This window comes from Halomonas sp. AOP12-B1-6, assembly GCF_052379225.1.
Lineage (GTDB): Bacteria > Pseudomonadota > Gammaproteobacteria > Pseudomonadales > Halomonadaceae > Vreelandella > Vreelandella casei.
The window spans coordinates 321,903-336,534 of sequence record NZ_JBQSYK010000005.1 but is presented as its reverse complement, the minus strand read 5'-3'; the positions used below and the strand labels follow the sequence as shown (position 1 = coordinate 336,534).

At 52.2% G+C, this 14,632-nt stretch carries 11 protein-coding genes; 5 read left to right on the top strand and 6 right to left on the bottom strand.

Annotation, left to right across the window (positions count from 1 at the left end; genetic code table 11):
* Nucleotides 1–279: 279 nt before the first annotated feature.
* From ACT3TR_RS15845 to ACT3TR_RS15820, 6 genes are all read right to left on the bottom strand, one after another.
* Nucleotides 280–1,272 (bottom strand): adenosine deaminase, encoded by a 993-nt coding sequence (locus ACT3TR_RS15845; protein ID WP_441686799.1) that lies wholly within the window; start codon nt 1,270–1,272, stop codon nt 280–282.
* A gap of 25 nt (nt 1,273–1,297) precedes the next feature.
* Nucleotides 1,298–3,010: a thiol reductant ABC exporter subunit CydC gene (gene cydC / locus ACT3TR_RS15840; protein WP_444625575.1), complete on the bottom strand. Its 1,713-nt coding sequence runs from the start codon at nt 3,008–3,010 to the stop codon at nt 1,298–1,300.
* Nucleotides 3,007–4,674: a thiol reductant ABC exporter subunit CydD gene (cydD, locus tag ACT3TR_RS15835; RefSeq protein ID WP_444625576.1), complete on the bottom strand. Its 1,668-nt coding sequence runs from the start codon at nt 4,672–4,674 to the stop codon at nt 3,007–3,009. Before cydD ends, cydC begins: the two co-directional genes overlap by 4 nt.
* A 4-nt stretch (nt 4,675–4,678) precedes the next feature.
* The gene (gene cydB / locus ACT3TR_RS15830) at nt 4,679–5,680 is read right to left on the bottom strand and encodes a cytochrome d ubiquinol oxidase subunit II (protein ID WP_096279810.1); all 1,002 of its coding nucleotides are present in this window, start codon (nt 5,678–5,680) and stop codon (nt 4,679–4,681) included.
* 2 nt (nt 5,681–5,682) lie between these two features.
* Nucleotides 5,683–7,098 (bottom strand): cytochrome ubiquinol oxidase subunit I, encoded by a 1,416-nt coding sequence (locus ACT3TR_RS15825; protein ID WP_444625577.1) that lies wholly within the window; start codon nt 7,096–7,098, stop codon nt 5,683–5,685.
* Between the two features lie 238 nt (nt 7,099–7,336).
* Complete coding sequence (locus tag ACT3TR_RS15820) at nt 7,337–8,314, bottom strand: calcium/sodium antiporter (RefSeq protein ID WP_444625578.1); 978 nt, start codon at nt 8,312–8,314, stop codon at nt 7,337–7,339.
* 446 nt (nt 8,315–8,760) lie between these two features.
* Between ACT3TR_RS15820 and ACT3TR_RS15815 the strand changes: the two genes are divergently transcribed.
* From ACT3TR_RS15815 to ACT3TR_RS15795, 5 genes are all read left to right on the top strand, one after another.
* A complete protein-coding gene (locus tag ACT3TR_RS15815) occupies nt 8,761–10,134 on the top strand; it encodes a PqiA/YebS family transporter subunit (RefSeq protein ID WP_444625579.1) in 1,374 nt (457 codons plus the stop codon).
* Nucleotides 10,127–11,824, top strand: a complete 1,698-nt coding sequence (gene pqiB, locus ACT3TR_RS15810; RefSeq protein ID WP_096279802.1) for an intermembrane transport protein PqiB — start codon at nt 10,127–10,129, stop codon at nt 11,822–11,824. The genes ACT3TR_RS15815 and pqiB overlap by 8 nt, the downstream gene beginning before the upstream one ends.
* An 11-nt stretch (nt 11,825–11,835) precedes the next feature.
* Nucleotides 11,836–12,441 (top strand): PqiC family protein, encoded by a 606-nt coding sequence (locus ACT3TR_RS15805; protein WP_096279800.1) that lies wholly within the window; start codon nt 11,836–11,838, stop codon nt 12,439–12,441.
* A 319-nt stretch (nt 12,442–12,760) separates the two neighbouring features.
* Complete coding sequence (locus ACT3TR_RS15800; protein WP_096279798.1) at nt 12,761–14,020, top strand: DEAD/DEAH box helicase; 1,260 nt, start codon at nt 12,761–12,763, stop codon at nt 14,018–14,020.
* Between the two features lie 106 nt (nt 14,021–14,126).
* Nucleotides 14,127–14,630, top strand: a complete 504-nt coding sequence (locus tag ACT3TR_RS15795) for a hypothetical protein (RefSeq protein WP_096279796.1) — start codon at nt 14,127–14,129, stop codon at nt 14,628–14,630.
* Nucleotides 14,631–14,632 lie beyond the last annotated feature (2 nt).

Sequence of the window (14,632 nt, the reverse complement as noted above, 5' to 3'; positions counted from 1 at the left end):
AGATTAAAAAGGCAATGCCTTTAAAACCTTATTGCTTGAGTCGCTTGCCTTGATATTGGGTGATTTGTCACCAACATCAGCAAGCGCCCACATGAATTACCTGATCAAATTGTTAAAGAGCTGGTCGCCGAGGCCGTGCCCCGTTGACGTGTGGCGTATACTACCCGATTTCCTATCGGGGTCAACAGTGAAACACATATTTATTAGCAAAAACCTCACATTGGACTCAACAGCACCTATGTCAGCGGCCAGTGCCTAAATGTTTTAAAAGAGACAAACCTACAGGGCTGCTAAGCGTGCACGCAATTCCTCACGCCGATCATTAGTAACGAAGGCTTCATCAATAGCATTAAAGGTCAATTGCCGAAACACGGACTTATCCCACCCGAATGCTTCGGCGCAAGCCATATGATTCGACAGCATGCCGCCACCAAAATAGGCAGGATCATCTGAACTAATAGTAACCTTAAGCCCTTCCGCCAGAAGTTTCGGAAGCGGGTGATCACGTAGATTTTCAACCACTTTCAAACTGACATTGGAAAGTGGGCAAACAGTAAGAACAATCTGTTCGCGACGCAAACGCGCCACCACCTCATCGCTTTCTAAGCAACGCACTCCATGGTCTATGCGCTGAACATCAAGAATATCCAATGCCTCATTGATATATTCAGCCGGCCCCTCCTCACCCGCATGCGCCACGCGCACAAGGCCTAACTGTTTAGCGCGGTTAAATAGATCGACGAACTTTGCCGGCGGATTGTTTTGCTCAGCACTATCTAAACCAATGGCATCCAGCATTTTCCAATAAGGCGCCGCTTGCTCCAGCACATGGAGCGCCTCTTCTGCAGGGCGATCACGCAGAAAAGCCATGATCAAACCTATCGTAAGATCCAGCGTTTCTTCTGCCACTTGCTTGGCCTTTAACAGCCCACTCATCACGACGTCTAACGGCACGCCGCGCTGAAGATGTGCCTGAGGGTCAAAATGCATATCAATATGGACAACGCCCTCGCCTCGCGCACGCTTAAAATAGTCCATGGCCAGGTCGTAAAAGTCCTCCTCTTTGCGGAGCACGTTCATACCCTGAAAATAGAGAGCCAAGAACTCCTGCAGGTTGCTAAAAAGATAAGCATTTTTAGCCTCCTGCACTGTCGCATAAGGCAAATCAATGCCATTACGCTGCGCCAAAGCAAACATTAGCTCCGGCTCAAGCGAGCCCTCAATGTGCAGGTGGAGCTCTACTTTAGGAAGGTCACGTAAAAAATCATGCATTGCGGGCTCCTTACTATTGCGCGTGTTAGGTACTGCGTTCATCCATTTCAAGCAGCTTACCGGCGTCAAGATGCCAGTGGTACTCAACGCGGGGCAGCAGATCCAACGAGCCAATCTGATGAATAAAAAAGATAGCGCTTCGATTGACCAGCCACAGGTCCAACGAGAAAGCAACATGTTGCGCAGTGGGTGCATCGAGGCCAGCGAAAGGCTCGTCAAGGATGACCACGCTAGGATCGCGTAGCATCAAGCGCGCTAATGCTACGCGTCGCGTCTGCCCACCGGAAAGCTGCTGACCTCTTTCACCTACCGCAGTATCTAGCCCATCAGGAAGTTGGTTCACCCAGTCGTTCAAAGCAACAGCCTTTAATACCTCATGAAGCATTGCATCGCTCGCGTCGGGGCTAGCAATACGCAGATTTTCTGCTAATGAGGCATCAAATAAATCTACTTGCTGCGTGAGCATAGCCAATTTGCTTGCACGGCTCGCTGGCGATAGATGCCACGCATGCACACCGGCAATCATAATGTCACCCTGCGTCGCTCTTAGGCGCCCCATCAGCAGGCTGGCCAGTGAGGACTTTCCCGCTCCGGAGCTTCCGGTAATCACGGCACGCTTTCCAGCAGGCAATTCAAAGCTAATATCGCTTAACGCCGGGACAAATGACTGCGCATAGGTCAGAGAAAGCTGATAAGCAGTGATGGCAAAACCTACGCCTACGGGTAGCGTAACGGGTGAACCAATTGGCTCGCGACCAGCCGTTAATTTATTTAGCCGGCGCACTGCGGCGTAGTTAGCACCGAGTTTCATAAAGCTTGCGGGCAAAGCAATAAACGCCTCATTAGCACCGAGCGCAATCAGCACAGCCATAACTAAAATGGGGCCTGTCACCCACTGCTGATGAAATGCCACACTTGCGAGCCACAAAACGCCTATCACCATTAATCCACTAACGGCACCTACAAGGCAGTTAATCAAAGCTGTCCTGCGGCCTAAGGAACGCTGATTACTTAATGCCTGCCGCTCCTGACGGGCAATAAGCGACCGATGCCATTGTGAACTTTGATAACTAATTAACTCTGCGCAGGCCTGCACCTGATCGACAGTCAAGCGACGAAGAAGCTGCTGATCAACGACCTGCTGATAGCTTTGCGAAAAACCCCAGGTAGCCGCAAAAAATGTCACTACCAGCCAAAGCAAACCCAACGTTATCGCCATTAGCAACGCAACGCTTGGCAACCATATAGCCACGAACAACGACACCGCCAATACGCTAAGCAACGCCACGACAGGGGGCACCAGAATGCGTAAATAAAAATTATCCAAGGTGTCGATATCAGCCGTTAAGCGGCTCAGCCAATCACTCGCCCGCTCTGCGCGCAGGCGAGCATCATCAAACCCTGTTAAATAGCCGAATACGCGATAACGCAGATCAGCCAGCAGCGTTAGTACCGTATTGTGGTTATAGAGCCTCTCAACATAACGGGCAACGGTGCGCACAAGAGCAAAAAACCGAATGCCTCCACCAGGCACATAAACGTCTAGGCGCGCGGGAATACCCAACGCAAAGGCGATACCGGTCAATGCACTCGCGGTAATAAACCAACCGGAGAGCCCCAGTAGCGCCAGCCCAGCCATTAAAGTAATCCAGACAAGAAGAGAGCCGACTAAAAAACGCCGACGTCGCTGTATTAAAAGCTGCAACCAGGGGCGGAAATCACGATAAATATTAATCATGAGCGGACCTTTTCCAACAGGCCCTCTTTAAACACAAAATGTCGCTGAGCAGATGCAATCACCGCCGCATGATGGGTCGCGATCACCAGCGTACGCCCCTCTTTGGCTAGCGCTAGCAATGCTGTCAATACAAACTGCTCGGTCTCTACATCTAAACTCGTCGTGGGCTCATCTAATAACACTAGCGGGGCATTACTGAGGTATACACGAGCGAGAGCCAGGCGCTGCGCCTGCCCGCCTGACAGGCCCACTCCACGCTCGCCAATCAGCGTGTCCAGGCCTTTAGGTAACTGAGTTAAGAGAGAGCCTAAGCCTGCACGCTGCAGCGCGGCCAACATCTCGTCACGGGAAGCGTCTGGCGCCGCTAAACGCAAGTTATCCTCCAGGCTGCCGTACAACAAGCATGGCTGCTGATCCAACCAGGCATAACGGGCACTCTGCCAGCGCACCGTACCCGCACTCGGTGCAACAAAGCCTGCGAGCAAAGCTAATAGCGTCGACTTGCCGCTTCCCGATGCGCCGCTAACAACCACCGCATCGCCCTGCTGAATGGTTAGATCGATAGGCCCTACTACCTGGCCACGCCCGGGATAAGCAGCACAAGCAGCCGTTAGCTCGATAGCCGATGCGCCTGATAATGGCCTCGCATGTTCGTTGGCACTCACCATGTCGGGTACATTAAATATATTCACTATGCTTTCAGCGGCGCCAAGAGCCGCTGCGCGGTCATGGTAATGCTGTGAAAGCGTACGCAAGGGCTGGAAAAACTCAGGTGCTAACAACAGTACGGCTAGGCCCGTAAAAAGCGTCAAAGATGGTGAAGGCCCATATTCAATGTAGCCCAGCAGCCCGAACCCCACGTACATAGCCACAACAGCAATCGCGACGGAAGCAAAGAATTCAAGTACCGCTGAAGAGAGAAAGGCAAGGCGTAAAGTGCGCATACTCAGGCGCCGATAATCGTCGGTGGCATACCAAACATCCTGCTGCACGGCACCCGTGCGACCAAATAGCTGTAGCGTTGTCATGCCGCGCACGCGGTCAATAAAATAGGCAGATAGTCGGGATACGGCGACAAACTGGTCGCGATTAAGACGCTCAGCCCCCATACCCACAAGCGCCATAAAAAGAGGAATTAACGGCGCTGAGAGAAGTAGAAAAATGGCCACTAAATAATCCAGCCACCCCACTACTATCAATATTACGAGAGGTAGAAAGAGGGTAATTAGCAGTTGAGGATAAAATCGGGCGAAATAGCCTTCCAGGGCATCGATATGCTCAACCACCTGATTGGCTAGAGAACCGCTATGCTGACTAGTTAGCCATACAGGGCCTAGTGCAGAAAGCTTGTCCAATAGCTGCGCTCTGGCTAGCTGACGAATACGCAGACCGGCTTCCAAACTCAGCGTTTCATAGCACCACTGGCACAAGGCTCGCAGCATTACACAGCCAGCTAGCAAACCAAACACGGGCAGTAGTGTTAACGGCGAGCGATCCTGCACTACCAACTGCTCGATAAGCCATGCAAGCCCCACGACTAAAACGATAGTTTGGCTACCCGCCAGCACTCCGCAAAGCGCCGCACCGAGCAAGCGGTTGCGTTGCGTTAAAGCCAATTCTTTCAGCCAACTACGCGGCGTTAAGACTGCCACTTTCGTTACCATGTGCTCAGTGATATCCCTCACCTACACGTACTTTGCCGCGGAACACCCAGTACGTCCAGGCGGTATAAGCCAAGATGACAGGAATAACAAACACCATCCCTACCAGCAGGAACAGCTGAGACTCTGGAGCGGATGCGGCGTCCCACAGCGTGTAATTGGGCGGCACGATAACCGGCCATTTGCTGACAATAAGGCCTAAGTAAGTAAAAAAGTAGATACCAATCGTGGCGAGAAAAGGGGCAAGTTCGCGACGCTTTTGCACCGTGCGATAAACAATAAAGGAACACACAAGCGCCATCGCCGGAAATATCCAAATTAGCTGAATATTACCAAACCAACGCTCCCAAACACGTGGATTTACAAAGGGTGTCCAAAGGCTAATCACCGCAAATACGAACAGCACTAGCGCGAGTAACATAGGGGTGATTTTATACGCCCAGTCTTGAACGTGGCCTTCAGATTTGAGTATCAGCCAAGTGGCGCCTAGCAATGCATAGCCTGCCATTAAGCCAAGGCCAGTCAACACAGAGAAAGGCGTCAGCCAATCAAATGCACCGCCAACATAGACGAAATCTTCAACCGGAAAGCCTTGAATATAGGCACCGACCACGGCGCCCTGAGCAAAGGCCGCAATGGCCGATCCCCAGCAAAAAGCACGGTTCCACCAATGCCGGTTACGCCGTGACTTGAAGCGAAACTCAAACGCAATGCCGCGAAATATCAAACCAGCCAGCATCAAGAAAACGCCGATATAAAGCGCTGGCAAGAAAACTGAATAAACCAACGGGAATGCGCCTAGCAGGCCAGCACCACCCAGCACTAGCCACGTTTCGTTGCCATCCCATATCGGCGCGACCGAATTCATCATTACATCGCGAGCATCTTCATCGGGCGCAAAGGGGTAGAGAATCCCCAACCCTAAATCAAACCCATCCATCAGCACATACATCATGATGCCGAAACCAATGATGAAGGCCCAGATTAACGTCAGATCAAACATTTCCATGCTCAGTTCCTCACCGGGTCAACATCATCGTCAAAAGGGGTATTCGCAGCAGATAGTGGCCGCATAGGACGATGGACATTCATATCTGTCGTTTCACGATCGTCTTCCGGCAACATACCGTTGCGAACGACCCGCGTGAGATAATAAATCCCTGCATAGAACACCACGGCGTATACCAGGATATAACCAATCAGTGAAAACAATGCCATGGAGCCGGTGAGCGACGGCGTTAAACCCTCTGCATGCGTCATCATGCCGTAAACCAACCACGGCGCACGACCAGACTCTGTCACTATCCAGCCCGCCAGCACCGCGATAAAAGGCAGGGAAATCATGCCGGTTAAGGCCTTTAAAAATAATCGTTGGTGATAAATACGCTCGTTGCGACGCAACATCAGCCCTATCAGCGATACACCAATCATTAATAGCCCAATGCCGACCATGACCCGGAAAGCCCAGAACACAATAATCACTGGCGGCTGCTCTTCGACAGCCACTTCATTGAGGCCGGGTATTTCCCCGTCAGGCGAGTGCGTCAAAATAATGCTGGCCAGGTTAGGAATACCGAGCTCAAAATTATTGGCTTGCGCGTCTTGGTCAGGAATAGCGAACAACAGCAGCGGGACGTTAGTGGAAGTCTCCCAATGACCTTCCATAGCGGCGACTTTAGCCGGCTGGTGCTCTAGGGTATTTAAACCGTGGAAATCACCCACCACCGCCTGCGCTGGGGTTAAAAACAGCAGTAACCAGAGGCACATAGATAGCGCACGACGATTGGCCTCGGGGTCGCGACCACGCACTAAAAACCAAGCGCTCACGCCGGCAACGACAAACCCACCGGTAATAAACGACGCCAGGGCCATATGGACAAAGCGGTACGGAAAAGAGGGATTAAAAATTGCCTCAGACCAGGAAGTGATGTGAAATCTGTTGTCAATCAACTCTACGCCAGCCGGCGTATGCATCCAGCTGTTGGCTGACAGTATCCAGAAAGCGGATATAAAGGTGCCCACCGCAACCATGATGGCCGCAAACAAGTGAACTCCTTGAGGAACTTTGCCGCGCCCAAAAAGCAATATCCCCAGGAAAGCAGCTTCTAGGAAAAAGGCTGTCACGACTTCATAACTGAGCATGGGGCCTAAAAAGTTAGAGGCCGCCATCGAGAAATTACTCCAGTTCGTACCGAACTGAAACGACATTACGATGCCCGACACTACGCCCATGCCGAAAACGACAGCAAAGACTTTCGTCCAGAACAGAGCCAAACGATCCCAGGCAGGATTATGCGTTTTGAAAAACAGCCCCTGAAGCAACGCAATGTAGGAAGCGAGGCCGATGGTAAACACCGGGAAGATAGTGTGGAAACAGATCACAAACGCAAACTGCAATCGTGATAACAATAGTGGATCTAGTTCCATGTCACTCCCCCAAAACCTGAATCGGCATCCCGTTAATGGGCTAACACAAGCCTAGCTAAAGCTTAGTCGATAAAAGGCTTCTAGCTATACTCACTAAGCTTATTTAGTCACTAATATGGCCTTTCTCAAGCGCCCTCTTAGGCAAACATTATATAACAGGTGCTACGCGGCCAAGATGAGTCGCATTGACGCACCGGACAGCATAGCACCGCCTTTTTTCTGTTATATCAATGTTCCCTTACCTAGACATCACCACAATACTCACCATATACCCGGTGTAAGCCACAAAGAGCGCCAGCAAGATACCGCCTTCTAAACGATTAATTCGACGCGGGCGCCCCCGCCACGAGAATGCAAATAAAATCATAAGCAGCGTCATACACGTCATAACGCTCCAATCGCGCACCAACACCTCACGCCCTGTTTCAATGGGCGCGATCAAGCCAGCAATCCCGACCACTGCCAAGCTATTAAACAGGTTAGAGCCCACGATGTTACCCAGCACCATATCGTGCTCTTTGCGGCGCAAAGCACTAATAGAGGATGCAAGCTCTGGCAAAGACGTGCCGACGGCCACAACGGTCAACCCAATAATCAAGTCACTGACGCCAAAGCGCACGGCAATTTCAACCGCACCCCACACTAGCAATCGCGAGCTTGCCACCAACAAAATCAAGCCTAACAGCGTCCACATGATGGACTTGCCGCGGGACATGGGCTTGCTTTCAAGGGTTTCTGTCACCTCAGCGACAAGCGCATCGTTGGACTGATTACGCGAACGAATGATGCTGACAACAATGAACACAACCAGTACTAACAGCAGGCATAGCGCTTCCCAGCGCGTCACTATGCCGTCTAACAACATCCATCCAGTGACTAAAGTACATAACATTAGCAGCGGCATTTCTTTACGAATAACGCTGGAGTGCACTGCCAGCGGCGCAATAAGTGCCACAGAGCCCAGCACCAAGCCAATGTTGGCGATATTCGAGCCGTAGGCATTGCCCACCGCCAAGCCTGGATTACCTTGCATCGCGGCCAGCACCGACACCATCATTTCAGGTGCTGAGGTACCAAAGCCTATAACCAGCATGCCGATCAACAAAGGCGAAAGCCCGAGCCAGCGCGACGTTGCCGCGGCGCCTTCAACAAATTTCTCGGCACTCCAAACTAGCAACGCCAATCCGAACGCAACCGCTAACACTGGTAGCAACATTTCATTTCCTTATGGGCGTAATGACAGGCACACTTTTCAGGTGCTATTTTCAAGTTCAGTTTCAGGCGCTATTTTCAGGCAATATGGCTAAGCTTTCTATCAACGCATTGCTCTATCAACGCACTACTATAAAGTGCTATGACAAAGTGCGATTTACTAGCATCATGTTCAAATTCTATTTCATGAGTTTTACGTTTAGATACGCAGACCCAGACAGACATTGTATGAAGCTGGAATGCATTAGGCAGTGCGCATCCACTGTTTACGTCGTCCATGATCCATCGCGAAGCAATCGAGACACTCGTCGAGGCTCTGATCAAAGGCTTTTTCTTTGCGCTTTTTAGACGACATTTTAGCCAAACGACATTGCTAAAATAAGTGCTTGACCGCCTAATGCGCCACATCCTAGTAGCTTTGCTACGAATACGCACTGAGAGTTTTGGCTTTTGCCCTCACAACGCTTCATTAAACGCCGCTCGTTACCGGTTAACACACCACTTGTTGACCTTTTACCGCCTGAGACTAGAACTCAGCGTCGACGTCTGCGTGCCTGTCATGAGTGCGACTGGGTGTCGGCACTGCCGCCATTAAGCTCAGGTGAAAAAGCCACCTGCCCACGCTGTTCGCACGTGCTTGTTAAACGCCATCGCTACCCAGCACAGCGCAGCATGGCATTAGCCTTAGCAGCACTCACCGCTCTTATTCTAGCGGTGTCATTTCCCTTTATTAGTTTCAGCGTCAGCGGCGTTAGCAACCGCATTGAGCTATCGCAAACCGCGACTACGCTTATTAGCTTTCATCAACCCGTAGTCGCTATTGCCGTCATCATGACCATTGTCGTGCTGCCCGCCGTTTATTTACTTGGGGTGCTGTGGCTTCAGTTTGGTCTATTACGCGACCACCCCCTACCCTTTAGCCGTGATATTGCACGCTCACTATCGCATCTAACGCCCTGGATGATGGCCGATGTATTTATTATTGGCGCCCTGGTAAGCCTGATAAAGATAGCTGGCTTAGCCGATGTTTCTCTGGGCATTTCGTTTTGGGCGTTTTGCGCATTTGCGCTGCTATTATTAATGACCACGCAATCCATCGACGCCGACTGGATGTGGTTTTCTCTAGAAGGTGAGCCGCTCTCTCCCGACGGTACGCAAACAGGTATGCCCGCCGCTGGCCAAGCATTAACCGGCTGCCCAACCTGCGGGCTTATCAACAGACTTTCAGGGCGTGGTCGAGGGCACTGTACCCGCTGCCATGAGAAGCTGCACCAGCGCCTGCCTCATAGTTTGCAGCGCACTTGGGCTTTACTTGGCGCATCAGCCATTATGTATATTCCCGCCAACATCTACCCCATAATGACGACCACGAGTTTAGGCAATTCAACGCCTTCAACTATTATTGGCGGGGTCGTTCAGCTTATCCAAATGGGCTCATGGCCTATCGCTATGGTGATCTTTATTGCCAGCGTCATTGTCCCTATGGGCAAGCTGGGTGCGTTAACGTGGCTTTGTCTGGTCGTTAAACGAAGCAATGCGATGAATGCCCAAAGCCGGACTCGGCTTTATCGGCTAACCGAATTTATTGGTCGATGGTCGATGGTCGACGTCTTTGTTGTGGCTATTTTAGTTGCTCTAATCCGCGCAGGATCTTTAATGTCGATTACACCAGGCCCCGCATCACTCGCTTTTGGCTCGGTAGTAGTACTAACCATGCTGGCCGCCATGACATTTGATCCACGCTTAATTTGGGATACCCCCCTCCCAGCTCGCCGCTCTCTTTTACGCCGTAAAACGGCCACCAAGGAACCTGTTGATGGCTAATGAAACACCGACAAATACCGACCAAAAAAGTACCGACCCAAGCGACGGCACGGATTTAAACAAGGCGAAGACATCGCGCCAAACGCGACTATCGCCAATTTGGGTCGTGCCCATTGTCGCTATTGCTATTGGTATGTGGCTGGTTTACGACAATTATTCCAGTCGCGGCACCCTGGTAACGCTTACCATGGACAGCGCTGAGGGCATCGAAGCAGGCAATACGCTGATTCGCAGCCGCAATGTTGAAATTGGGCGCGTGCAGAGCGTAAGGCTATCCGACGACCTTTCACATGCAGTGATGACCGCACGCATTCAGCCTGAAGTTGAAGACATGCTACGCCAAGATAGCCGCTTTTGGGTGGTCAAACCGCGTATTGGCCGTGAAGGCATCAGTGGCCTAGGCACCGTGCTGTCGGGCGCCTACATTCAGCTTGAGCCCGGCACCGATGAAGCGCCGCGTCGCGAATTCCCCGTGAGTGATATCCCCCCCGTCGCACCTGCCGGCCAAGCGGGCCTACGTCTTAGCCTCACTAGCCAGCTAGGCAACTCGCTGAGAGTAGGCGACCCTGTGTCTTACCAGGGCTATACCGTCGGCCGTATCGAGGAAAATCGCTTTGAGCCTGAGTCACGCACGATGCAACACAAGGTATTTATCGAAGAGCCCTACACACAGCTAGTCACCGACAGCACGCGTTTTTGGACAACGAGCGGCGTAGATTTTCGCTTAGGCGCCGATGGCGTGCGCATTAACGTTGAGTCCATTGAAGCGCTACTTGGCGGAGGTGTGACCTTTGGCGTCCCCGAAGAGCTTCCCATGGGGCAGCCGGTTGAAGCCGACGCACACTTCATTTTGTATGCCGATGAAGACACCGCACGAGAAGGCACGTTTAACCGCTACTTAGAGTATGTACTGCTGGTAGACGAAACCGTACGCGGCCTTTCGAAGGGAGCACCGGTGGAGTTTCGCGGTGTCCGCATGGGTACCGTTGCAGCCGTGCCTTGGAACTTTACCGCCCCTCAGCCAGATTCACGGTCGCGCTTTGCCATTCCTGTGCTGATAAGAATTGAGCCTCAGCGCATGGGTATTGAGAATAATGATATTGATTTGGCAGAATGGGAGGGACGCTTTAATCGCATGTTTTCACTAGGCCTGCGCGCTTCGCTTAAAAGCGGCAGCCTCCTGACCGGCGCGCTTTTTGTCGACTTAAACTTCCAGCGTGACCTTAACGAAAGCTATGTGAGCGAAGAGTTCTCTGGCCGAAAAGTATTTCCAACGGTGGCTGGTGGTTTTGCACAAATACAGGCGCAGGTGACCGACTTACTCGACAAGCTCAACTCGCTGGAAGTAGAGCCCCTGTTGACCGGCCTAGATCGTAATCTGCAGGCCTCTGAAAGCGTTCTCAACGAAGTGCGTGACGTTAGTGCCTCTATCAATCAGCTGCTTAGCAACCCTGAAACTCAAGCCGTAGGCGGCAACCTCAACGCCACTCTTGAAGAGCTGCGTAGCACACTGCAAGGATTGTCCCCGTCTTCACCCGCTTATCAGGATCTTACGGCGGCTATTGAACGCCTCGACCGCTTGATGCGTGATTTACAGCCATTGACACGCACGTTGAGCGATAACCCAAGGGCGCTTCTGTTTGATAATTTAGATACCCAAGATCCCATTCCGCGCGCACCACGCGACTAAAGGAGACAAATATGTTGATAGGGACAAGTTGGTTGACGTGGCTGAGGTGCCTACCGGCACTGCTGATTTGCCTTTTGGTGTCAGCGTGCGCCAGTAGCGTTTCGCCACCGGCCCGCTATATGCTGCCGAGCGATCAGGCGGTTATTGCATCAGGCCAGCCCAGCAATACACTGCGGCTGAGCGCTCCACGACTCGCCCATTACCTAGATGTCGACGGCATCGTAATGCAGCTGGACGACATTACGCTGAACGCCGCGCGTGAGCATCAGTGGGCCGAGGGTCTGGGTAGGCAGCTTGAACGCGGGCTGCGCGCTCGCTTAACTCAAGCACTGCCGACGGTCAGGGTAGTCCGTGCCGAAGGCTCACAGTCAGATGCCCTCACGCTACGCCTAGATATTGATCAGTTCCAAGGCCGCTTCGATGGTTTTGCCGTGACGAGTGGCCAGTGGCAACTGCTGGATAGCCAGGGTGAGCTGCTGGTAATGGAAAACTTCTATGCACAAACAAGGCTTGAGGAAGACGGCTACCCCGCGCTGGTGCGCGCCCTAGGCAGTAGCTGGGATCAAGCCGCTGAGCTTATCGCCCAAGAGATACGTCAAGGCGGTTACGTCGACTGACCTGTGACATCAGGTCATCACGGATACTAGGCAGCTAAACAAGCTGCCTAGTTATAACCGTGTTACACTGCCCGGCTTATTACCGACACGTAAGTTTTCTGATGTGTCCGTGCACATCAATCCGCAGCGCTTCTCAGCGCTGTCGCTTTCATGTCACCTGTCACGGTCACACACGGCTAACCAACGACCATCGCTGTCCAGTGAATTATCTGACACACTTCGCTGCCGCGCTGGTGAATCAACCTCGCTTTTTGAACATTACATCTAGTGGCACCCACTACTTACCAGTACTGACTCACTAGGTGGCTGCGGAGAACGCATGAGCTTTTCTGATCTTGGCCTGCACGCCGATTTGTTACGCGCTGTCACAGCGCAAGGTTACACCGAACCTACTCCGATTCAACGACAGGCTATCCCTGTCGTACTAGAAGGTCGTGACATGTTAGCCAGTGCCCAAACGGGCACTGGCAAAACAGCTGGTTTTACACTTCCCATGCTGCAACGACTTAACGACGGCAAACGTCCGGCAAAACGTCAGGTGCGTGCGCTAGTGCTGACACCGACACGCGAGCTTGCCGCTCAAGTAGGTGAAAGTGTTTCCACCTACGGCCAGCATCTCTCGCTGCGCTCACACATTATCTTTGGTGGCGTTGGCCAGCAGCCTCAAATCGATGCGCTTAAAGCCGGTTTGGATGTGCTCATCGCAACGCCCGGCCGCCTGCTCGACTTACACCAGCAGGGGCACGTTGACCTGTCCGCGGTTGAAATTTTAGTGCTTGATGAAGCCGACCGTATGCTCGACATGGGCTTTATTCACGACATTAAGCGCCTATTACGCTTAGTGCCTAAAAAACGTCAAAATTTACTTTTCTCGGCAACATTTTCTAATGAGATTCAAACGCTTGCTCAGCAGCTTCTGGACAACCCTGCGCTGATTGAAGTGGCACCGCGCAATACGACTGCCGAAAAAATTGAGCAAGCTATCTATCGCGTCGATCGTGAGAAAAAACGCGAGCTGCTAGCCCATTTAATCCAGCAGAACGGCTGGTTCCAAGTACTTGTTTTCACACGTACCAAGCATGGCGCTAACCGCCTAGCCGAGCAGCTCTCCAAACAAGATATTCCTGCTATGGCTATCCATGGCAATAAAAGCCAAGGCGCCCGCACCCGTGCGCTAACGGCGTTTAAGAGCGGCGACCTGCAGGTGTTGGTAGCAACTGATATCGCTGCGCGCGGCCTGGATATTAACGAACTGCCTCACGTGGTCAATTTTGACCTACCCAACGTGGCCGAAGATTACGTCCACCGCATTGGCCGTACGGGGCGCGCTGGCAGCAATGGCGAAGCTATTTCGCTGGTATGTGTCGACGAAGACGCATTGCTGGGCAGCATCGAACGCCTGATCAAACAGACGCTGCCAAAGCATATTGAACCCGGATTTGAGCCTGATCCTAGCATCAAGGCTGAGCCGATCGAAAACGGCCGTCGTAACCAGCGGCAGCCGCGAGCTAAACGTAAACCCGAAGGCCAAAGTGCCAATGCCGGTGGCGGTGAACGTAAACGGCGCGCTCGTCGTTAATTGATACTGTCGGAATATGTAAAGGGCAACCCTTTGCATATTCCAAACAGCTGTTTTAGCATCTCTTTCCAGCCTTTTGGCGTGAACAATTTTTCATGGAGTGATTATGGCGTCATCCCACCTTATGGCCGACTACCGCCAATGGCTGACCTTTCAACGTCAAGAACAGCTCAGCCGTGAACATCAAGGCATTGTGCAGCGTCTCGAAGATGCGCGGGCCTCCGCAAAGCAAGTGATGCAGGCCTATCGCAGCATGGCTGAAAAGGCATCCGTTGAAGGTGCCTGCTACCGCACACTGTTTTTACGTCAGCGTGACGATGATCATGCTCTGCCTTGCGAAGGCTGGCTGTTCGTGCGGCGCGTGCTGAGCGAAGGCAACAGCACTCGCGTTCGGGTCACTCTGCTGGAAACCTTCACTCTTGAAGATGGCATTATGGCGCCCGGTGATAAGCCTGCACGCAAGCTGACCTTAGAAATATTTGATCAGCTGCACATGGATAAGGGTATGCGCACTAGCGTTAAAGTGGACAGCCTGGATACCGCACAGGACTATCACTTCATTACGTTACTTGATGCGGTTCGCGGGGACTTGCGCCCTCACCTCAAGTAACT